The organism is Selenomonas sp. oral taxon 136, from assembly GCF_001554015.1.
Lineage (GTDB): Bacteria > Bacillota > Negativicutes > Selenomonadales > Selenomonadaceae > Centipeda > Centipeda felix.
In genome coordinates this window covers 2,031,394-2,051,078 of the sequence record NZ_CP014239.1, presented here as the reverse complement: position 1 = coordinate 2,051,078, position 19,685 = coordinate 2,031,394, and the positions used below count along the sequence as shown (strand labels likewise).

The window sequence follows — 19,685 nt, the reverse complement described above, 5'->3', positions numbered from 1 at the left end:
CCTCCTTACTGCGCGGGCGTCGGTGCGCTCGCATTAAAGTCAGAGGAATCTCCCTCAAGCGTGAACCCCATATCGTCCGGCGTCACCATCGTCACCGCGAGATCGCCGCCCTCCTGGAGCGTCGTGAGGCCTTCGACGACGACCGTGTCCGAGGCATCCAGACCGTCCTTCACGACATAGTAGCTGCCGATCTTATCCCCGAGGGTGATCGTGCGGGCTTCTGCCTTGTTGTTTGCGCCGACGACCATAACGAAGGATTTGCCAAGGAGCTGCTGCACGGCACGCTCGGGAACGAGGAGTGCATTTGGAATCGTATCGCCGATCAGCGTGACGCGTGCGAACATGCCCGGCAGGAGGAGTCCGTCGGGATTGTCAAAGAGTGCCTTGACCGTCAGCGTGCCCGTCTGTGCCGTCAGTGCGCGGTCAGACGTAACGATATGGCCTGTGATCGGATACTTCGAGCCGTTCGAGAGAGTCAGCGTCACTACGACAGAGCCGATACCGCCCTGCTGTACCGCCTGCTCGACAAAATTCAGGTACTCGTTCTCTGAGAGACTAAACTTCGCATAGATGGGGTTCGACGTGCCCATGGAGACCAACGTTGTCGAACCTGCCGACACAAAGGTGCCGACGGCAACATCATCGACGGAGAGCTGCCCCGACATCGGTGCGTAGATCGTCGTATCGTCGAGGTTCTCCTGCGCCTGCTGCACCATTGCCTGGTGCGCCGCAACTGCAGCCTCATAGGCATTCACCTGCGCCTGCTGGTTGCTCACGGTCTGCTCGGAAATCGCCGCGTTTGCGTAGAGCTGCTGGTAGCGGTCGAGATCCATGCGCGCGTTGGCAAGCGTCGCCTCCGACTGCGCGAGATTCGCCTTTGCCTGCAGGAGTGCGCTCTCATACTGGCGCGCGTCGATGCGGTAGAGTGGCTGCCCCGCGCGTACAGGCTGGCCGCCGGTGATGTATTTCTCCACGATGTTGCCGGAGACGCGCGACTGGATCTTCACCTCGTCCGTGCCCATGATCTGTCCGGCATAGACGTGCGTCAGCGGCGCGTCCTGCCGCAGGACATTCATCGCCTTGACGGCAGTGGGACGTGCGCCCCTCTGCTTTTCTCCGCCACAGCCCGTGAGCACTAGGCTGAGTGTCAGTGCAGCGGCGGCAAATACGCCAAGTCCTTTCCTTATCTCAAACAAGTGAATAACCTCCTCTTCCCATTTCCCGCAACGAGGTACAAAATGCTTCAGTCCTTCATAGAAGAAGAGCAGGTATCCATCGTCGGAATCCCTGCCATAGTAAGTTTATCTTATCGAAATCCACGGCAAAAGTCAAGATTGATGCATGCTTTCACCGTATTTTTACCGTTTCCTCAAACGTTCCAGCGCTGCCGCCGCAGCGTGCTGCTCTGCCTCTTTCTTGCTGCGTCCTGTCCCCTCACCCAACGGTGCTGTACCGATGCGGACGCGCATCGTGAAACGCTTGTCGTGATCGGGTCCGCTCTCAGCGACCTGCTCATAGGCGATGGGCTCATGATCATGTCCCTGCACGTATTCCTGCAGCATCGTCTTGTAGTCCTGTGCGACGTGTTCCTGCCGCAGATGCGGCAGCTCGTCGACAAACTGACGCTGCACATAGGTGCGTGCCGCATCCCAGCCACGATCAAGATAGACCGCGCCGATCACCGCCTCAAAGACGTTCTCGAGGTTGTTCTGCCGCTCTGCCCCGCCGCCGAGCATCTCGCCGCGCCCCATGCGCAGATGTGCTCCGAGATGCAGCCGGCGCGCCAGCCGTGCGAGCGTCTCGCTCTGCACGAGACTCGCGCGCATCTTCGTCAGCTCCCCCTCCGCACAGTGCGGATAGGCGTCGTAGAGATACGTACTGATCGCGAGCTCGAGAACGGCATCGCCCAGAAACTCCAGCCGCTCGTTATGTGCTGCGTGTCCCCGTGCCTCGTTGGCATAGGAGGGATGGGTCAGCGCCTCGTCGAGGGTGGAGAGATTGGCAAAATCTACGCCGAGGGACGCAGAAAGGCGCACGAGTTCCGCGCGCCTTTTTTCCGTTATCGGATATGTCATGATTCTTTCGCGTATTTCTTAACGACGAGACAGGCGTTGTGTCCGCCAAAGCCGAACGAGTTGGAAATCGCCGCACGCACTGTCTTAGCGCGTGCTTTGTTCGGCACATAGTCCAGATCCAGCCCCTCATCCGGCGTCTCGTAGTTGATCGTCGGCGGGAGCATATCGTTCTCCACCGCAAGAGCGCTCGCGATCAGCTCCACACTGCCTGCCGCTCCGAGAAGATGTCCCGTCATGGACTTGATCGAGGAGACGGCGACATCCTTCGCCGCCCCACCCCAGACCGTCTTGATCGCCTCGGTCTCACAGAGATCGTTCATGTGCGTGGACGTGCCATGTGCATTGACATAGTCGACGTCCTCGGGACGCAGCCCTGCATCATCGAGTGCCAGCTGCATGCACTTTGCCTGATACTCGCCGTGCGGCGCCGGGCTCGTGATATGATAGCCGTCCGAGTTCGAGCCGTAGCCGACAAGCTCTGCGTAGATATGCGCACCGCGCGCCTCGGCGTGTTCGAGCGTCTCGAGCACGACCAGCCCTGCGCCCTCGCCCATGACGAACCCCGAGCGGTTCTTGTCAAAGGGACGCGAAGCGTGCGCAGGATCGTCATTGTGATCCGTGCAGAGCGCCTTCATCGCCGCAAAGCCCGCACTCGCCGCCTCGGAGATGCTCGCCTCCGTGCCGCCCGCGATCATGACGTCCGCCTCACCGCGCTGCATGACGCGATAGGCATCGCCGACACAGTTCGCACCCGTGGCGCATGCTGTCACGATGCAGGACACCGGGCCGTGCAGACCGTAGTTGATCGCGACCTGCCCCGCTGCCATGTTGGCGATCATCATGGGGATGAAAAAGGGACTGACACGCTCGGGGCCCTTTTCAAAGAGACGCTCATAGGTGCTGTGCATCGTCTCGATGCCGCCGATGCCCGCGCCGACATAGGCGCCGATGCGGTCACGGTTCTCCTTATCGAGATCGAGCCCCGCATCCTTCAATGCCATGCCCGCCGAGACGACGGCAAACTGCGCATAGCGATCCATGCGCTTGGCTTCCTTCTTGTCGATGTAACCGTCAATGGAAAAATCCTTGACCTCGCCGGCAATCTGCGCGGCGTAGCGTGTCGCGTCGAAGTGGGTGATGCGGTCGATGCCGTTCTTTCCTGCGAGAAGCGCATCCCAGAACGCCTCCTTGCCGATGCCGATCGGTGTGATCGGGCCGACCCCCGTAACGACTATCCTCTGTTTCAAACCAACCGACTCCTTTCCGCTAATTCGCTGCTGCGAGCTGCTGTTTCAACTCCTCAAATATCTCATGAACACTCATAATGCGATCAATACGCGGCATAAATTCGCCGGTAAAGACAAGTCCCGTCTCCACGTCGCCCTGCTGTGCACGCGAGAGCGCACGGATGATGCAGAAGTGGTGATCGCACTGCTTGAGGCAGTGGTCGCAGACCTTCGGCGGTACGGGTCCCTCCATGATCCGCGCGGAGAACGGGGTGCGCACGGCACGCCCAGGGAGCCCCACGGGACTATGGATGATGACCACGTCCTCCTTCTTCGTCTTCAGATAGTACTCTTTCAGCGACGGTGCCGCATTGGACTCGACGCTCGCGGCAAAGCGCGAGCCGAGCTGCACACCGTCAGCGCCCATCTTGTGCAGATCGGCAATATCCTGTCCCGTCAGAATGCCGCCGGCGGCAAACACGGGGATTTTCACTGCGGCGCGGACATCGGAGATGATGCTGCGCACCGACTGATCTGTACCGAGATGTCCGCCTGCCTCCTTGCCCTCGACCACGACGGCAGCCGCACCGAGTTTTTCGGAGATCTTCGCCAGTTTTGCCGAGGAGACAATCGGCACGATCGGCGTCCCCGATTCCTTGCCGTACTGGAACATATCACGAGAGAATCCAGCGCCTGCGACGACGAGATCAATGCCCTCGTCGATGGCAATTTTAACGGCATCAGCAAAGTCGTTTGCCGCGACCATCTCGTTGATGCCGATGATCCCATGGGGAGAAAGTGAGCGTGCGAGCCGGATCTCATAGCGCAGCTCCTTCGGCTTCATGCCGGATGCTGCAATGAGCCCGATCCCTCCCTCGTTTGCAGCGGCAGCAGCGAGACGCGCCGTCGTAATGCGAATCGCCATGCCGCCCTGAATGATGGGGATCGTAGCCACTTTCTTGCCGATCCTCACCTCGGGTAGTCTCATATAAGCCCTCCAATCGGGAAAGTGCACTGCCTCCGGCAGGTCTCTCCGTAGAAGTTTTGGCTCCCCCTCCACCCATTGCTGTTCGTTTGTACCGCCGGATGGAAGGCGGATCTATTCATGCAGGGCACACAGAAGCCCTGGTTTTATACATAATTAATTCCGCCTTTTGAGAAAAATCCCGTGCGCCTCAGCTGTCACGGGATTTCCCAAAAAGACCGATATGGTGCAGTGCCGCAGCGCGGCCGCAGTCCATTACTTGTGCTGGTCGATGTAATTGACGACATCCTGAACCGTCTTGATCTTCTCAGCAGCCTCATCAGGGATCTCGACGTTAAACTCTTCCTCAAATGCCATGATGAGCTCAACGATGTCGAGGGAATCAGCACCAAGATCGTCAATAAACGTCGACTCCAAGGTGACCTCATCAGCCTCCGAGCCAAGCTGCTCAACGACAATGTCGCGAACCTTGTCAAACGTTGCCATGTGTTCTCACCTCCTTTAAATAAGATGTTATATGCTACATCACCATGCCGCCGTCTACGTTGAGTACCTGGCCGGTAATATACGATGCCACATCGCTTACAAGGAAGAGAACGGCATCGGCAACATGCTCCGGTTTGCCGAGTGCTCCGAGGGGGATGCTCTCGATGAGCCTCTCACGGATGCTGTCCTTCAGGACAGCTGTCATATCGGTGTCGATAAAGCCGGGCGCAACGACGTTGACCGTCACATGCCGTGCGGCGAGCTCCTTTGCCGCCGCCTTGGAAAAGCCGATCACGCCCGCCTTTGCAGCTGCGTAGTTTGTCTGTCCGATGTTCCCGATCTCACCAACAACGGAGGAGAGATTCACTATACGTCCGCTGCGCTGCTTCGTCATGAACTTTGCAGCGGCCTTTGTGCAGGCATAAATCCCCTTGAGATTCGTATTGATGACGGCATCGAAATCCTCATCCTTCATACGGAGGAGAAGCGTATCGCGCGTGATGCCCGCGTTGTTGACGAGAATATCCAGCCCGCCGAGCTCCTCATGCACGCGTGCGACCATCTCGGCCGCCGCCGTGCTGTCGGAGACATCGGTCTGAACGATCATCGCCGTACCGCCGTGCTGGTCGATGATCGCCTTGACCTCCTCGGCAGCCGTCCGATTGCCGGCATAGTTAATCGCGACTTTCGCCCCCTCTTCAGCAAGACGAAGCGCAATCGCACGTCCAATCCCGCGGGATCCGCCCGTAACAAGAGCAATCTTCCCATCAAGAAGCATGAAAGCCCTCCTTCATTATAACGAATTTATTTAATCATTACTTGTTAAGTGTGTCAAGTGTTTTTTGCAGAGATGCTTCATCCTCGACATTCAGGCTCGTCAGCGTCTTGTCGATGCGCTTGTTGAAGCCTGCGAGCGTCTTGCCCGGTCCGCACTCGATGTACGTATCCGCACCGAAGTCGCGCATCGTCGCAACGCATGCGATCCAGCGCACAGGATGATCCGCCTGTGCGACGAGATTCTCCTTGATCTCCGCCGCCGTCTGCTGCAGCCCCCCCGTATAGTTCGAGACGATGGGAAACGCCGCGTCATGGAGTGCCACCTTGTCGAGCTCTGCGGCGAGCTTCTTTGCCGCCGGTGCCATGAGCGTCGAGTGGAACGGTGCAGAGACGGGAAGAATGACCGCCTTCTTTGCCCCCTTTTCCTTGAGCAGTTCAACCGCAGCAGAAACGCCCTTTTCGGCGCCGGCGATGACCGTCTGCCCCGGGCAGTTGAAGTTGACGGCCTGTACCGCTCCCTGTGCACTTGCTGCGGCACAGGCGTCGATGATCGTCGCGTCGTCCAGACCGATGATCGCCGCCATCGCGCCCTCGCCCACGGGCACAGCCTCCTGCATATAGGCACCGCGCTTGTGCACGAGCACGACGGCGTCACGGAAGGAGAGCGCACCCGCGAGAACGAGCGCTGCATACTCACCGAGGCTGTGTCCGCCCGCGATCGCCGGGGAAACGCCGCGTTCCTGCAGCAGCTGCGCCGCAATCACGGAGACGGTGAGGATGGCCGGCTGGGTATTCTCGGTCAGCTGGAGCTGATCCGCAGGGCCCTCAAAGCAGAGCTTACTGATGGAGTAGCCGAGTGCCTCATCCGCCTCGGCAAAACGCTCCTTTGCGAGGTCATAGGCATCGTAGAAGTCTCTGCCCATGCCGACGACCTGTGCCCCCTGTCCCGGGAACAAAAATGCAAGTTTTCCCATTCTGGTACTCCTTAGTCACAGACCTTGCGTGCGGCATCCATCGCGCCCGGCAGATCCCGCACAATATCCTCGATGATCTCCTTGACCGGCTTGATGTCCGAGAGCATGCCCGAGATCTCACCGATCATGACCGAGCCGTTCTCGACATCGCCCTCATGGGTGGCGCGGTGCAGACTGCCGACACCGAGCTGCTCGAGCTCCTCGTGCGACGCCCCCGCCGCCTCCATCTCCTCGTACTTGCGCGAGAGCTTATTGTGGAGGACGCGCGCAGGATGCCCGAGCGAGCGTCCCGTGACGACCGTCGAGCGATCCTTTGCCTTCAGAACGGCATTCTTGTAGTTCGGATGCGCAATACACTCCGTGCTCAGGACGAAGCGCGACCCCATCTGGATCGCCTGTGCGCCAAGGGCAAACGCCGCCGCCATACCGCGTGCATCACCGATGCCGCCCGCGCCGATGACGGGAACGTGGAGCGCATCCACCACCTGCGGCAGGAGTGCCATCGTCGTGATCTCGCCGATGTGACCGCCGGACTCCGTGCCCTCAGCGATCACGGCATCGACCCCCGTACGCTCTAGGCGGCGTGCGAGTGCCACAGAGGCGACAACAGGAATGACCTTCGAGCCGATTTCCTTGAGTGCGGGAACGTACTCGCCGGGATTGCCCGCGCCCGTCGTGATGACCGGCACGCGTTCCTCGAGGACGACCTGCATGACCTCTTTGACAAACGGACTCATGAGCATCACATTGACACCGAAGGGCTTATCCGTCCATCCCTTGACCTTCTGAATCTCGGCGCGGAGTGCGTCGGGCGGCATGTGACCTGCGCCGATGAGTCCTAGCCCGCCGGCATTGGAGACGGCGGAGGCAAGCTCCGCTGTGCCGATCCACGCCATGCCTCCCTGAAAAATAGGATACTTGATGCCAAGCATCTGACAGATCGGATTATGTTCAAACATTAACCGTTCTCCTCCTTCGCCCACTTCATAATACACGATGCCCATGTGAGTCCCGCACCGAACCCCGCGAGGGCGATATTGTCTCCCTTTTTGAACCGATGTGCGTGCGCCGCCTCCGCGAGGGCGACAGGGATGGACGCGGCAGACATATTGCCGTAATGATGAATATTTATAATAACTTTTTCCATCGGCATCGCCAATCGCTTGGCTGCCGCCTGGATAATACGGATATTCGCCTGATGCGGAACGAGATAGTCCAGCTCCTCCCTCTCCATCCCTGCACGATGGAGGGATGTCTCAACGGTCTTTCCCATGACCTTGGCGGCAAAGCGGAACACCGCCTTGCCGTCCATGTGAACGAAGTTGAGCCGCTGCTCAATCGTCTCCGGCGTAACGGGACAAAGGCTGCCGCTCGACGGGATATCGAGAGCATCCGCCCCCGAGCCGTCGCTGCCGAGATCGAACGCGCGCATGCCGTAGCCGTCCTCGACGGCACCGAAGACCGCTGCCCCTGCCCCATCACCAAAGAGGATACAGGTGTTGCGATCCGTCCAGTCAATGACCTTCGAGAGGGTCTCGCCGCCGATCACGAGGACGTGACGATAGACGCCGCTCTCGATGAACTGCGCCGCGATCGACGCAGCATAGACGAATCCGGAGCACGCCGCCGAGAGATCAAACGCTGCCGCGTGCTTCGCGCCGAGGCGATCCTGCAAAACGCACGCCGTCGCGGGAATGATGCGGTCGGAGGTGAGCGTCGCCATGATGATGAGATCGAGATCCGCTGCCGCAACACCGGCATCGGCAAGCGCCATCTCGGCAGCGCGCTGTGCCAGCGCCGAGACAGGCTCATCCGGTGCAGCAATACGTCGCTCGTGAATGCCCGTCCGCTCAACGATCCAAGCATCGTTCGTCTGCACCATCTTCTCCAGATCAAAGTTCGTCAGCACCCGTTTGGGGACATAGTACCCCGTTCCGAGGATGCCTGCACTAATCTTAGACACGGCCTGTTTCCTCCTCATCCTTTGCGAGTGCATCGCGAATCTGATCGAGCACCTTGCCGTTGACATAGCTGACGGCCACACCGATCGCACTCGCGATGGACTTTGCGTCCGAAGAGCCATGCCCGATCACACAGCAGCCGTTCACGCCGAGGAGCGGCGCGCCGCCGTACTCACGGACATCGAGGCGCTTGCCCAGATGCCGCAGGGTCGGCATGAGGAGCAGCGCGCCGAGTTTTGCCATCAGGCCTGCCCCGCGAATCTCCTCGCGGATCAGTCCCAGAATCGTCTTGGCAAGCCCCTCGGCGAACTTCAACACGACATTTCCGACAAAGCCGTCGCAGACGACCACATCGAAATTCCCCTTGGGTACATCGCGCCCCTCAGCATTCCCGCAAAAGTATATATTCGGATCGGTCTTCAGGAGCGGGTACGTCTCCTTTGCCTGTTCATTCCCCTTCGTCTCCTCCTCGCCGATGTTGAGCAGGCCGACGCGCGGACGCTCGACGCCGAAGACATACTGGGCGTAGAGCGAGCCCATCACCGCGCTCTGCACCAGATGCTCGGGCTTCGAGTCTACGTTGGCGCCCGAGTCCAGCATTAGCGTCACACCGTCCGGGGTCGGCATCGGTGTTGCGATCGTGGGGCGGCTGACCCCACGGATGCGATGGAGGATGAGCTGTGCCGCCGTGACCGCAGCTCCCGTCGAGCCCGCGGAAAACACGGCGTCGCACTCTCCATCCTTCACCATGCACGTAGCGACGACAATCGAGGCGTCCTTCTTGGAGCGCACTGCCTCCGCCGGAGCCTCGTCCATGCCGATCACATCCGCCGCATGGACGATGGAGATATGCAGGGCATCCGTATCCGCTCCGCCCAGCTCCGCGCGAATCTTTGCCTCATCGCCGACCAGTACGATCTCGCAGTCGTATTTCTTCGCCGCATCAATCGCCCCACGGACAATCTCCTTCGGCGCAAAATCGCCGCCCATCGCATCAACTGCTATACGCATCCTGCACTCCCTTCTCCCCTGTCGTCCTCATTTTCCGAGTGAAACCACGATAAATTTGGCGCGGAAGACCTCCCGCCCATCACGGTAGGTCTTGACCCAGACAAAAATTTTATTGCCGCGTATCTTCACGATCTCCGCCTGTGCGATGACCGTATCCCCCTTGTAGATAGGGGTTTTATATTTGACGTTCGCGACCCCCGTGACCGCGAGCGGCGCATCGACAATCGCAAGTGCCAGTGAGTTTGCCTGTGAAAAGAGCGCCGTCCCGCGTGCGATCTCCGAGTCGGCAAAGAGGTGATCGTCCGTCACCTTCAGCGCCGACGTCCCACGCACTCCCAGCTCAAGGGACAGCAGATCGCCGACCACCTCCGCATGCGGGATGGCGCGCACCTTCTCACGCGCATTCTCGGCGAGCGTCCGCACACGGGCACGCAGCTCTGGGATCCCCAGCTCTGTGCGGTCGAGCCGTACCGTCTGCACGCTCACAGAGAGCCGTCGCGCCAGTGCCTCATCGGTCAGGAACGGCTCCTTGCGCACGGCAAGCACCAACGACTCCTGACGCCGTCGTTTCTTCTCCGTCATCGCGCCGTTCCCTCCTCTCGCTTCACTATCACTTTAGCACCTACTGCTATCAGTATGAAAGCATTATACTAGGTACTAAAAAGAAAAGCAAGAGAAAATCGCAAAAAAACAGCTGCAAAAAGCCTTTCGACTTCTTGCAGCTGTTCGCTTCGTCCTCATTCAGCCGCCTCGGCCACAGGTTTTCCGTCATAGTAACCGCACTCCATGCACACGTGATGCGGGAGCTTCGGCTCATGACACTGCGGGCACGATACATAGTGCGGTGCTTCGAGCTTCCAGTTGGCACGGCGACGGTCGCGACGTGCCTTCGAGGTCTTTCTCTTTGGTACTGCCACTTTGGATACACCTCCTTAATCGTTCTTGAGCAGGCTCTCTAAAGCCGCCAGTCGGGGATCGGGGACGAACGTATTGCACGTACATGTCCCCTCATTCAGGTTCTGTCCGCAAACCGGACAGAGCCCCTTACAGTCAGACTTACACAGCTCACGCAGCGGCTCAGCCACAAGGAGGGTATCGCGCACGAGCGGGTCAAGCACGATGGTCTCACCATCGCAGCCCTCCGTCTCATCCACTTCTCCCGGAGTCTTCGCATAGTCCTCAGAAAAATCATACGTATTTTCCCGCTCGCCTTCGGCAAGACAGCGGTCACAGACAAACGCACGGACAGCCCGCACCGTCCCCACAATACGGAAGGACGTTCCGGTATCCATCACCGTTCCTTCAACATGCACCGCCCCACGATAGGCAGTGGTGCTGTCCCCGAGATCCAGAGATTCCGGCGTCACCGAAAATGTGAATTCGCGGCTTTCCCCCGGAGCAGATGCCAAAGCGGCGACATCCAGCTTCATCATGACGCATGACCTTTCACATTATAGCGGTGGTTTTCCCCATTGTCAAGGCTGGTTTTCATGTTGCTCAGAGTTCCTGTCCGTCGCCCTGCGGCGCATTCATCTGGGCCTTGGCCGTGCGCAGGACATTGAGCGCCTGATTCAGCCCGGCCTCCGCCTGCTGGACGCCCTTGAACGTACTGCCGACGTGGGCGATCAGCTGCTCGAACACCTGATTTGCATAGGCATCCGCATCGCTCTGCAAACGCGTGGCATTCGCCTGCGACTGCTCCATCAGCTCGCGCGCCTGATCCTGCGACTGCTGCATGATCGCCCGCGCACGCTCCTTCGCCTGGATGACGATCTCGCTCTCCTCGAGGAGCTGATTGGCGCGCGCCTCAGCGGCACTGACGATATTCTTCGCCTGCTCATTGGCGCGGGCGATGATCCCCTCCTGCTCCTGCATGATCTCCGCCGCACGGTTCAGCTCCTTGGGGAGATCCATGCGCAGCTCCTCCACGAGATGCACAATCTCATCATCATTCACCAGTGCCTTATCGCTAAAGGGAAGATGCGAGGCATCCGCAACGAGGTCTTCCAGTTTCTTCAGCGTATCCGTTACTGCCATAAATCTAGCTCCTTTTCCTGCGCACCATACGGCACGTTATCCCCGTCGGGGTTTTTCATACAGTTTCAGAATCGCCTGCTCCACAGGCGGCGGAACAATCCCCTGCACCGGTCCACGGAAGCGGATCAGCTCGCGCACCCCCGAGGAACTGATGAACGTCAGATCCGGGCGCGTGAGCAAAAAAATCGTATCGCTCTCGGGCATGAGATGGCGCACCATCGCCGCATGATTCTCCTCATACTCGAAATCCTTCACCGAGCGCAGGCCGCGCACCACGACGTGTGCCCTCTCCCGCCTCATATAGTCGGTCAGCAGGCCGGAGGACACATCCACCCGCACATTCGGCACATGCGCCGTCGCCGTGCGGAGAAACTCGACGCGCTGCTCCAGAGGGAAACATCCCTCCTTGGCGACATTGTGGAAAATGCAGACAATGAGCTCATCGAACATGGACGCTGCGCGCTCCACAATATCAATGTGCCCCGTCGTCACGGGATCGAAACTCCCGGCAAAAACCGCCCGTCTCATCCCTGCTCCTCCTCTGCATAAAAACAGATCCGCGCCGCACCGTAGCGTCGCTCGCGCATCAGGCGGAGTGCCCCCGCCTGCAGAACGATCTCCTCTCCCGCCCCCTGTTCGAGGACGAGGAGACCTCCCGCAGCGAGCAGCGCGCCGCGAGCCGCCGCCTCCAACACGCGGTCATTATCGCCGTGCGCATAGGGCGGGTCGGCAAAGATGAGGTCGAACGTACGCCCCTCACGCGCGAGCTCTGCGGCGGCGGCATAGACATCGCCGCGGCGGATCTCCACCCGCCCCGTGAGCTTCGTGCGTGTCGCATTCTCCGCGAGAATGGCCTGCGTCGTGCGGTCGACGAGCACGGCGGACGCCGCTCCGCGCGAGAGTGCCTCCAGCGCGAGCGCCCCCGTCCCAGCAAAGAGATCGAGCACGCGCGCATCGACCACACGGCTGCCGAGCATACTGAAAAGTGCCTCACGTGTGCGATCGGCAGTCGGGCGCGTCCCATCCCCCGCAGGAGATTTCAGGCGCGTACCGCGTGCGCTCCCCGTGATGATCCGCATCGCATTCCTCCTGCCAGTCATTAGACTTTCCTATTTTACCACAATTCGCATTCGCATTTCAACCTGCTTCCCGTATCACACGCAACGAAAAAGCAGCTGCCGCTCTGCGGGAAAGAATTTTGCGCAGCAAAAAAGCCGGAACGATGCAGCTCATTCCAGCTCTATTGACAACGATATCTCACAGATCATGTTGAAGCTTCTGTGCAAACGCCTCTACATAGGAATCAATGTAGGCACGCGGCTTTGTGGGTGGTGCAGCCAAGATGTACATGGCGACAAAAGCCGGACTTGTTTCGTTTCAATGCCGCACGCGGCTTTGTTGGTGGTGCAGCTTTTAGGAGGGATTCTTTATGAAGAACAATTCTGAAGTTTCAATGCCGCACGCGGCTTTGTGTGTGGTGCAGCCCTGCATGGTGGGAGGCACGCCCTCTTTACGGCTAGTTTCAATGCCGCACGCGGCTTTGTTGGTGGTGCAGCCTCATCGCTCGCAGCCCTTGTCCCCCGGGGGGAAAAAGCCCTTTTGGAAAGTCTCCGGAAATTTGAGAGTTCTGACGAAAAATATGTAAAATATCCGTTCCTATTCAGCTTCTCTCTCCGGCGCAATCCCTTGCGCGATCAGCACCTAGCACGCCCATGAGCAAATTGGAAAGTCTCGACGGTGTTATGCGGCTTTGCGGCACATCTCCACGACTTTCCATTTCGTTCTCTGCACCGTCTATATCATAGCAGAGACTACGCCAAATGACAAGTGTTTGCCCATGCAAAGAGGGTGCTGCACAAAGCGAAAACCTTCGTACAGCACCCCCTTGGCATTATGTCGGCGGTGTCGCTGCAAGCACCCCTTCCACCGCGTCCTTTACTTTACATCCAGTGCTGTTGGCAGTATCGCGCGTCCTTGGAACCGTCTGTCCCCTTGTCCAATGGTCATCTGTGCGATTTTCTCCTCCCATTTCGGGTCTTTCGTGTGATCCCATCGGAGGAGGTGGACGAGTTCCTTTTGCGCTTTGTCATAGCGTGCGCGTACGTCTTTACCGAGACGATCCAGTTCTCTCTCGAACACCTGTATGTAGGCGTTCATCTCGGTTTCCCGCTCTGCGGTATTCCATCCGCCCTCTCCATCAAAGGCACTGTGGTAGGAGTCCTCCGTATCGGTGAGGAACAGCCGCGGCGTGATCTCTATGCTGCCAAGTCCGATGGGTTTCCCCTTGCCGATCTTGCAGAGGAGGCATCCGTCGCACAGGCAGAGCACCTTGAGCAGTGCACCGAGTTCATCCTCGGACAGGCGCTCAAAGCGGATGCTGCCGTAGAATGTGTTTCCGGCGGCCACGGGTTGGATCTTGCGCTGGGTTTGTGTGTTCGGCTCATCCTGTTCTCTGTTCATCCAAGCTGTCCCATTTTTCTGATGCCAGTAGAGTTTGTAGCCGCGAATGGGGACACCTGCAGAGTCCCAATGGGCGAGCCGATTCGCCCCGTTTTTCTGTTCGAGGTAGAGCTGTACGGCGGTGGGTTTCGGTGCGCTGAGGATCTGCGGGAAGTGCGGGGCTTCGGTCCGCGGGGTCTCTTTTGGCACGGCGTCGGCAAAGGCAAGGCGGCTCGCCCAGAGTTCTTTACACCCGCTGCGGCGATTCGTCTGCTCCCTGCCTACTCGCGCACATTCCCGCTCTTCCCGGCGTCCGAAGAGGGCATCGGTGTAGTCGATCCGTTCACTCTCCATGCGTAGGACGTGATCCCCGATGCTCATGTGGTAGGCAATGCGATAAAATCTGCCAAAGCCAAAATGTGCAATCTCCCCCTGCGCATCTGTCTTGTAGAAGCAGGGGGCAACAAATCGGATGTCGTCCCATCCTGTAAAGGACGCTGCGGCGTCCCCCTTTTTTGCACAAAAATGCCCCTTCTCTTTGTCCAGCAGTTCGACGCCCTTGCGGCTGCTGTCCTCACGATATGCCTGCACGACGTGATTGGAGACGGGGATGCGCTGCGTCCAGTCCGGGTCACGATGGCGGGTATAGGTGCCTTTCTTGTGCATCCGTCCCGTGTGACAGTCCGCCCGTCCACTCCCCGGTTCGCCCCAGCGGACTTCATTCTCCGGCTGTCTGCCCACTCCGTAGGTCATGATGTCAAATTCCGCCGGACAGATATAGTAGCCGTCGTCGCCGGTCTGCTGCACGAGATAGCCCGCCTCTGCCTTGGTTTCGGATATGGTGTTCGTTCCTTTCCGAACGGTCGTCGCCATCTCCGTTGTGTAGAGTCTCTGCATATTTTTTTCTCTATCTGCCAGTGTACGGAAGTAGAGCACCTGATCGTGATAGTCCTCGCCCGCCCGCATGGCGCTGCAGGTGACGATCTTAAAGAGGTTTTTGATCATGCCGCGCAGTGAGCTGCCCGGGAGGATGGGGATGCCCGTCGGCGCGAAAAAGTTCTCGACGGCGTCCCCCGCATCGACGCCTGTGCCAATAAAGACGGGTGTCAGTGTCTTGATCTCTAGGTCGATTCGGCCACTCAGGCGTCCCTTTGCAAGAACATGGGCGCGATAGTTCTCGACGCGCTCTGCATCGCTCATGGCATCCCCTTCGATGGGCGAGGTGAGTACGCCCTGCGGCAGGGATACGAAGTTGTACGGTGCTGTTGCCGTATCGTAGTCCTTAGCCATTGCTCTCCTCCATATCCGCCGCTGCGATGCGGCAATACCGATGATCGACATACCCCGCCTGTCCTGTGGTATGGATGCCGATGTAGCTGCGCGTCACGAGTCCGACATATACGGGGTTCTCTGCGCTGTCCTCTATTTTGGGCAGGGTCAGCTTCAGTTTGCGCTCGGGGTCGCGCAGGGTCATCCACGCGCTGTGTTGCTCCTCTTCCCGCGTGGCGTCGCTCCTGCTTCCCCAGAAGCGTGCGAGGGTGTCGACGTACTCCGCCGCCTCTCCCTCCCCGTCGGTGCGAAAGCGTCCGATGAGCCGGTCATTCTTGCGCTGCAGATGGAGTTCGCTCGTTTCGTTGAAGATGCGGAGTTCGATGAGCAGTTTCGTGTTCAGTGGCGCCTCATCGGGAAAGGAGAATGTGCCCTGTTGCCACGTCCCGCAGTGTATTTTGTTCACCTGCCAGAGTATGGCGGTCGCTTTCTGCACGTTCCGTCGCGTAAGTTCGCGGGAAAGTTCTTCCGCTGAGGCAGGGATGTCGACGGTCTCTACTGCGCTTTTTCCCGCACAAATGCAGCGCATTTTCTGTTTCTTCTCCTTGCTCATGTCGCATCCTCCTCGCACAGTGCGGTCACATATCCCTGCAGGCTCTGCACCGTATCCGCAGCAAAGTTTTGTCCCTGCGCGAGCTCGTAACAGCGCCCATGGTAATGGATGACGGCGTGCAGCCCCTCCAGTGTGCCACGGCCGATGGATTTCTCCCCGCCGATTGCCGCACGCCCCAGCCAGAGATCCTTGAGGAGGAGGACGCAAAGCCCTGCCTCCTGCTCACTTGCCTGCCGCACGCCGAAGCGGAGGGTGACGGAGCGACCCTCGTCTTTCTTCCGCCATACCGGCGCGGTAGAAAAGAGTGCGGAGGGGATCGTCCCGCCTGTAAAGCGGTCGATGCGGCTGCGCGTCTGTGTGTGCATCTCGGCGTCGACGACGGCTTCCTCGACGATGAAGCGGCCGCGGGCGGCCGTCGTCCCCATGAGGCGGTCGATGAAGGCCTCTGCCTGTGTCTGTTCTTTTCCCAAGGCGTGTAGGATGTATGCGGCGCGATGGCGCAGGACGCCCTTGAGGGTTGTTCCGGGGATGATGTTCTGCCCTGCAGCATTCGTCTTCATGCGGGCGGCAGGGCTTTTCTCACCGTCCGCCGCTAGTGGATCCACACTGTCACGCACGATCAGTGCGCCGGTGAGTGCAAAGTCCGCTGTGATGACGAAGTCCCCCTTTGCAGGCGGCGGTTCTGCCTGCGCCGTATCGTCATACGCCATGTGCCAAGCAGCATTGCCCCGCTGGGGCGAGAGCCACGCGATGGCGTCTTCTGTCCTGCGGAAGTCATAGCAGTCCACGACCATATCCCGCAGCTGCATGCGTCCAAATCCCTTGGTGGTGAGCGCACCGACATGAAAGCCACCGCGCAGGAGTTCACTCAGGCGGAGAAGAGTTTCTTTCAGCATGTGCTCGTCTTTCTGATGGACGCGGCGCAGGAAGATCTCGGCATAGAACGGGCCGCCTGCCCCGCTCTCGACGATTTCGTAGTCGTATTTATGTGCGTCGATTGCCGTCCCTGTCACGTCGTCGATGTGGACGCCGTCACGGGATCCGATCACTGCATCGTTGAGCTCTACGTCATAGAGGGAGACAGCGCTCTGACGCTCGTCGCATACGCTCTCCCCACCGGTGCGGTGCATTGTACCGAACAGGATGTCTGCCGCACATGGGGTGTCTGCTTCGATGAAGCTGCGCAGCGCTCCTGCCAGCGATGTGCCGGGGATGAACGGTACGCCGTCCTTGCTGCGCAGGACGTGGATGTCTCGATCGTTCCGGTCCTCCCCGCTTTCTCCTTCGCCGATGAGCAGCGGCGCCGCAAGGTGCAGTCTACCCCGCACGGTAATGCGTCCCAGTATTTGCGCTGGGTTCACGTTCGTATTCATGCGCTTTCGCCCCCCTTCTCCGGCTTTCCTGCCGTTTTTCTTGCAAAGCGGAAGAATGTGTGCCAGTATGCGTAAAACACTTCTTCCTGCTTCAGGAGTGCCGCCGTGCCGCCCCATACGCCGATTTCTTTTCCTGCGTCGATGAGGTCTTGCTCTGCGGTGACGTTCTGTCGCTCCCGTGCAGCATAGGGCATTTCCTCGTGTATGATCTCTCCGAGGTAGGATCGGAGGGGACGCCCTTCGACCTTGACGTTCTCCAGCATTTTGCCGAGCGGCATCTCTTTTTTTGTGTCCAATACGATCTGCCGTATACGCTCACATGCGCCCTGCGGGCGTATGCCGAGAGCACTGTCTAGTCGTGCAAATGCGTGAGATGCATCGGGCGGGAATGTCCTGCGGGCGCGCCCTGCATCCTCTGCCGCCAGCACGCGGATCTGTTCGATGATGTGGGCGAGGATGATCTGCTCTGCGATGCGTCTGCTCTCTGTGCAGAGCTCGCGTGCTTCGGGTGTGGGCGGGTCCTGCGCGATGCAGCAGAGCCCCCTGCCGTCCCAGATGCGCAGCTGTCCGAACCCCTCCTCTGTGCGGCGCCCAACGCCGCTGCACAGGATGGCGTTCACCGCCTCCATGTCACAGGGCTGCCAGCCGCCTGTTTTTCGGACGGCAAACACGGTTCCCGCGCTGAGCGCCGTCTCGCGTGGGCGGCGCATTCCCCATACGCCGACAAAGTTGTCAATGTCCTCCGCCTGCGCATAGATGCTGCGCTGTTCCTCTGCCAGTAGGAAGCCGCCATCTGTCCCTGCATTGAGCGCGTCGACGACTTCGTCGAGCATGGAGCGTGCATCCCCCAGCACGGCTCTGTGCGGCAGGAAGGGTGTCTCGCATCGGAGACAGAAGCGTTCCTCGGTCGGGATGGGCGGCAGTGAGATGTCCTCTGCCGGCATCACGGTGATCTCGCATTGTCCGTACTGTGTATATTTGGAGCGTCCCGCACAGCAGGAGAACGTCTCTGTGCCGATGGTGCCGCAGAGAAGGCGTAGCTCTTCCTCTGCGCCGCAGATCAGTCCCTCAAAGCTCTGCCCCTGCGCAATCGCTTCGTAGTTGTATACGCCGCCGTCCATGCTCCTGCCGGCGAGACGTTCCTTGCCGCTGCCGCCATTCAGATCACTGCGGCTGATGTGGAGACGGATCTCCTTCTGCACGGCGACGGGATGCAGTCCTTTGTCGCAGACGGCGGCAAAGCCCCGCATGCTCTTGAAGCCCCCATCGCGCGGAGCCTCTCCGTACATGAGGTCACAGATCGAACTGCCGTCCTTCGAACGCTGCACGGAGAGCGGCAACGGGATTGCGCGCGTCTGTGTCAGAGGCTCGACGGGATAGGCATTAACGAAGCGCAGGCCGCCATAAAAGAGGCGCATGAAGTCGTCATTCTCATGCGCCGCATTCCCAAGCGCAGCAGCCTTGATGAAGCGTGCGGCAAAGATGCCGCGCAGTACAGAGCCGCTGAAGCTGTCCTGCGTCGCGGTCATGACGGATGTATGTCCCGGCGCGGAGAGGATCATCGGTGCTTTTGTTCGGATACGAACCTTCATCATCTGCATCAGCGTCTGCCCCCTTTCCGCCCCTGACGCCCGATTGCCTTCGTTATGAGCGCAGGTACGATGTCTTTGCCGTTCTGCCGCAGGGTGCATCCGATCCTGCCAAATCCGCGTGTCCGTTTTCCGCCGCACTGCGAGAGGTTACGTACGGCAAGGGCGAGGATGCACAGATGCTTTATGCCCGCGTCGACCAGACGGATTTCTCCGCTGAACGCTGCGCCCTTTTCGATGACACGCATGTTGTGCAGTGTGGTCTGCTCCGCTATGCCCGTCTCACGGTTGATCCGTGTTTGCCAGCGCAGGTTCGCGTAGACGCCGAGGACGTCTTCCGGACGAAAGATGGAGGGATATTTTTCCTCCAGGTGCTTGAGATCTGCATGGATCTCCTCGTACTGTTCCATATAGAGGTTGTGTAGGATGAGCTGCACCTGCCCCATCCGTCCGCGCTGAAAGAGTGTATCGAGCGCCGCCCTGTCAAAGAGGTCGAGTTCCGCGGTCTCTGCCATCTCTGCAACCTCGCAGCCACTCTCATAGAGCAGTCCTTTGAGCCGCTTGGCGGGGAAATACGGCAGTCCGACATCATCCTGTACCACGTCCGCATCGACGTGGATATCTGCGTAGCCTGTGCCGAGATGGAGCGGGGAGAATGTTCGGATGTGGATGCGAATCGGGGCAGCGGGGTCGATATCTCCGAGGCCAGCAGGCTGTGTCTGCATCATGGCAAACGGATCTACGGTGTCGGCCTGCCGTATCTGCGGTTCATCTGGTTCTCGGGTGCTCTGGCGGACAACTGGTTCTTTCTTTCCATACTTGATTTTTTTCTGCCCTGTTTTGCCGTCTTTATTCCGGTTCTTTGCCATC

At 59.4% G+C, this 19,685-nt stretch carries 22 protein-coding genes; 1 reads left to right on the top strand and 21 read right to left on the bottom strand.

The annotated features are described in order from the left end of the window. Window positions 1-5: 5 nt before the first annotated feature. The 16 genes from AXE86_RS09800 to rsmD all read right to left on the bottom strand — a co-directional run bounded on the left by AXE86_RS09800 (window position 6) and on the right by rsmD (window position 12,611). Window positions 6-1,196: an efflux RND transporter periplasmic adaptor subunit gene (locus tag AXE86_RS09800; RefSeq protein ID WP_061946614.1), complete on the bottom strand. Its 1,191-nt coding sequence runs from the start codon at window positions 1,194-1,196 to the stop codon at window positions 6-8. 162 nt (window positions 1,197-1,358) lie between these two features. After that, a complete protein-coding gene (gene rnc / locus AXE86_RS09795; RefSeq protein ID WP_061946612.1) occupies window positions 1,359-2,075 on the bottom strand; it encodes a ribonuclease III in 717 nt (238 codons plus the stop codon). Continuing rightward, window positions 2,072-3,322 carry a beta-ketoacyl-ACP synthase II gene (fabF, locus tag AXE86_RS09790; RefSeq protein ID WP_061946610.1) on the bottom strand — a complete coding sequence of 417 codons (1,251 nt, stop codon included), beginning with the start codon at window positions 3,320-3,322 and terminating at the stop codon, window positions 2,072-2,074. Before fabF ends, rnc begins: the two co-directional genes overlap by 4 nt. A 19-nt stretch (window positions 3,323-3,341) precedes the next feature. Further along, window positions 3,342-4,289 (bottom strand): NAD(P)H-dependent flavin oxidoreductase, encoded by a 948-nt coding sequence (locus tag AXE86_RS09785; protein ID WP_061946608.1) that lies wholly within the window; start codon window positions 4,287-4,289, stop codon window positions 3,342-3,344. A 252-nt stretch (window positions 4,290-4,541) separates the two neighbouring features. After that, window positions 4,542-4,772 carry an acyl carrier protein gene (locus tag AXE86_RS09780; protein WP_009442433.1) on the bottom strand — a complete coding sequence of 77 codons (231 nt, stop codon included), beginning with the start codon at window positions 4,770-4,772 and terminating at the stop codon, window positions 4,542-4,544. 34 nt (window positions 4,773-4,806) lie between these two features. Beyond that, window positions 4,807-5,550 carry a 3-oxoacyl-[acyl-carrier-protein] reductase gene (gene fabG, locus AXE86_RS09775; RefSeq protein ID WP_061946606.1) on the bottom strand — a complete coding sequence of 248 codons (744 nt, stop codon included), beginning with the start codon at window positions 5,548-5,550 and terminating at the stop codon, window positions 4,807-4,809. Window positions 5,551-5,587: 37 nt separating this feature from the next. After that, on the bottom strand, window positions 5,588-6,523 hold the full coding sequence (fabD, locus tag AXE86_RS09770) for an ACP S-malonyltransferase (protein ID WP_061946603.1): 936 nt from the start codon (window positions 6,521-6,523) through the stop codon (window positions 5,588-5,590). Between the two features lie 11 nt (window positions 6,524-6,534). After that, window positions 6,535-7,482: an enoyl-[acyl-carrier-protein] reductase FabK gene (gene fabK, locus AXE86_RS09765; protein ID WP_009442436.1), complete on the bottom strand. Its 948-nt coding sequence runs from the start codon at window positions 7,480-7,482 to the stop codon at window positions 6,535-6,537. Then, window positions 7,482-8,486 (bottom strand): beta-ketoacyl-ACP synthase III, encoded by a 1,005-nt coding sequence (locus AXE86_RS09760; protein ID WP_061946601.1) that lies wholly within the window; start codon window positions 8,484-8,486, stop codon window positions 7,482-7,484. Before AXE86_RS09760 ends, fabK begins: the two co-directional genes overlap by 1 nt. Beyond that, a complete protein-coding gene (gene plsX, locus AXE86_RS09755) occupies window positions 8,479-9,495 on the bottom strand; it encodes a phosphate acyltransferase PlsX (RefSeq protein WP_061946599.1) in 1,017 nt (338 codons plus the stop codon). The genes AXE86_RS09760 and plsX overlap by 8 nt, the downstream gene beginning before the upstream one ends. Window positions 9,496-9,522: 27 nt before the next feature. Further along, window positions 9,523-10,077, bottom strand: coding sequence for a transcription factor FapR (fapR, locus tag AXE86_RS09750; protein WP_009442439.1), 555 nt, complete (start codon window positions 10,075-10,077; stop codon window positions 9,523-9,525). Window positions 10,078-10,232: 155 nt separating this feature from the next. Continuing rightward, window positions 10,233-10,412: a 50S ribosomal protein L32 gene (rpmF, locus tag AXE86_RS12350; protein WP_006306287.1), complete on the bottom strand. Its 180-nt coding sequence runs from the start codon at window positions 10,410-10,412 to the stop codon at window positions 10,233-10,235. Window positions 10,413-10,427: 15 nt separating this feature from the next. Further along, the gene (locus AXE86_RS09745; RefSeq protein ID WP_061946597.1) at window positions 10,428-10,928 is read right to left on the bottom strand and encodes a YceD family protein; all 501 of its coding nucleotides are present in this window, start codon (window positions 10,926-10,928) and stop codon (window positions 10,428-10,430) included. Window positions 10,929-10,992: 64 nt separating this feature from the next. Then, window positions 10,993-11,532 (bottom strand): hypothetical protein, encoded by a 540-nt coding sequence (locus AXE86_RS09740; RefSeq protein WP_009442443.1) that lies wholly within the window; start codon window positions 11,530-11,532, stop codon window positions 10,993-10,995. Between the two features lie 36 nt (window positions 11,533-11,568). After that, window positions 11,569-12,060, bottom strand: a complete 492-nt coding sequence (gene coaD / locus AXE86_RS09735) for a pantetheine-phosphate adenylyltransferase (protein ID WP_061946593.1) — start codon at window positions 12,058-12,060, stop codon at window positions 11,569-11,571. After that, complete coding sequence (gene rsmD / locus AXE86_RS09730) at window positions 12,057-12,611, bottom strand: 16S rRNA (guanine(966)-N(2))-methyltransferase RsmD (protein ID WP_061946592.1); 555 nt, start codon at window positions 12,609-12,611, stop codon at window positions 12,057-12,059. Before rsmD ends, coaD begins: the two co-directional genes overlap by 4 nt. On the opposite strand from rsmD, the gene AXE86_RS13600 reads away from it, so the two are divergent. Continuing rightward, the gene (locus tag AXE86_RS13600; RefSeq protein ID WP_442983624.1) at window positions 12,598-12,978 is read left to right on the top strand and encodes a hypothetical protein; all 381 of its coding nucleotides are present in this window, start codon (window positions 12,598-12,600) and stop codon (window positions 12,976-12,978) included. The genes rsmD and AXE86_RS13600 overlap by 14 nt on opposite strands. Before the next feature lie 489 nt (window positions 12,979-13,467). On the opposite strand, the gene AXE86_RS09725 is transcribed toward AXE86_RS13600, so the two are convergent. From AXE86_RS09725 to AXE86_RS09705, 5 genes are read right to left on the bottom strand one after another with little or no spacing between them, the layout of a single operon-like run. Beyond that, entirely contained in the window at window positions 13,468-15,261 is a 1,794-nt protein-coding gene (locus AXE86_RS09725) for a TIGR03986 family type III CRISPR-associated RAMP protein (RefSeq protein ID WP_061946591.1), read from the bottom strand. Further along, on the bottom strand, window positions 15,254-15,853 hold the full coding sequence (gene csx19, locus AXE86_RS09720) for a type III-D CRISPR-associated protein Csx19 (protein ID WP_061946589.1): 600 nt from the start codon (window positions 15,851-15,853) through the stop codon (window positions 15,254-15,256). Before csx19 ends, AXE86_RS09725 begins: the two co-directional genes overlap by 8 nt. Beyond that, a complete protein-coding gene (locus AXE86_RS09715; protein WP_061946587.1) occupies window positions 15,850-17,226 on the bottom strand; it encodes an RAMP superfamily CRISPR-associated protein in 1,377 nt (458 codons plus the stop codon). The genes csx19 and AXE86_RS09715 overlap by 4 nt, the downstream gene beginning before the upstream one ends. Then, window positions 17,223-18,827: a hypothetical protein gene (locus AXE86_RS09710; protein WP_232294872.1), complete on the bottom strand. Its 1,605-nt coding sequence runs from the start codon at window positions 18,825-18,827 to the stop codon at window positions 17,223-17,225. Before AXE86_RS09710 ends, AXE86_RS09715 begins: the two co-directional genes overlap by 4 nt. After that, window positions 18,827-19,684: an RAMP superfamily CRISPR-associated protein gene (locus AXE86_RS09705; protein WP_061946993.1), complete on the bottom strand. Its 858-nt coding sequence runs from the start codon at window positions 19,682-19,684 to the stop codon at window positions 18,827-18,829. The genes AXE86_RS09710 and AXE86_RS09705 overlap by 1 nt, the downstream gene beginning before the upstream one ends. Window position 19,685 lies beyond the last annotated feature (1 nt).

Coding starts and splice junctions, on each gene's coding strand:
- rnc (WP_061946612.1), bottom strand. CDS start 2,075: ATGACATATCCGATAACGGAAAAAAGGCGCGCGGAACTCGTGCGCCTT.
- AXE86_RS09785 (WP_061946608.1), bottom strand. CDS start 4,289: ATGAGACTACCCGAGGTGAGGATCGGCAAGAAAGTGGCTACGATCCCC.
- AXE86_RS09780 (WP_009442433.1), bottom strand. CDS start 4,772: ATGGCAACGTTTGACAAGGTTCGCGACATTGTCGTTGAGCAGCTTGGC.
- fabG (WP_061946606.1), bottom strand. CDS start 5,550: ATGCTTCTTGATGGGAAGATTGCTCTTGTTACGGGCGGATCCCGCGGG.
- fabD (WP_061946603.1), bottom strand. CDS start 6,523: ATGGGAAAACTTGCATTTTTGTTCCCGGGACAGGGGGCACAGGTCGTC.
- fabK (WP_009442436.1), bottom strand. CDS start 7,482: ATGTTTGAACATAATCCGATCTGTCAGATGCTTGGCATCAAGTATCCT.
- plsX (WP_061946599.1), bottom strand. CDS start 9,495: ATGCGTATAGCAGTTGATGCGATGGGCGGCGATTTTGCGCCGAAGGAG.
- fapR (WP_009442439.1), bottom strand. CDS start 10,077: ATGACGGAGAAGAAACGACGGCGTCAGGAGTCGTTGGTGCTTGCCGTG.
- AXE86_RS09745 (WP_061946597.1), bottom strand. CDS start 10,928: ATGATGAAGCTGGATGTCGCCGCTTTGGCATCTGCTCCGGGGGAAAGC.
- AXE86_RS09740 (WP_009442443.1), bottom strand. CDS start 11,532: ATGGCAGTAACGGATACGCTGAAGAAACTGGAAGACCTCGTTGCGGAT.
- coaD (WP_061946593.1), bottom strand. CDS start 12,060: ATGAGACGGGCGGTTTTTGCCGGGAGTTTCGATCCCGTGACGACGGGG.
- rsmD (WP_061946592.1), bottom strand. CDS start 12,611: ATGCGGATCATCACGGGGAGCGCACGCGGTACGCGCCTGAAATCTCCT.
- AXE86_RS09725 (WP_061946591.1), bottom strand. CDS start 15,261: ATGGCTAAGGACTACGATACGGCAACAGCACCGTACAACTTCGTATCC.
- csx19 (WP_061946589.1), bottom strand. CDS start 15,853: ATGAGCAAGGAGAAGAAACAGAAAATGCGCTGCATTTGTGCGGGAAAA.
- AXE86_RS09715 (WP_061946587.1), bottom strand. CDS start 17,226: ATGAATACGAACGTGAACCCAGCGCAAATACTGGGACGCATTACCGTG.
- AXE86_RS09710 (WP_232294872.1), bottom strand. CDS start 18,827: ATGCAGATGATGAAGGTTCGTATCCGAACAAAAGCACCGATGATCCTC.
- AXE86_RS09705 (WP_061946993.1), bottom strand. CDS start 19,684: ATGGCAAAGAACCGGAATAAAGACGGCAAAACAGGGCAGAAAAAAATC.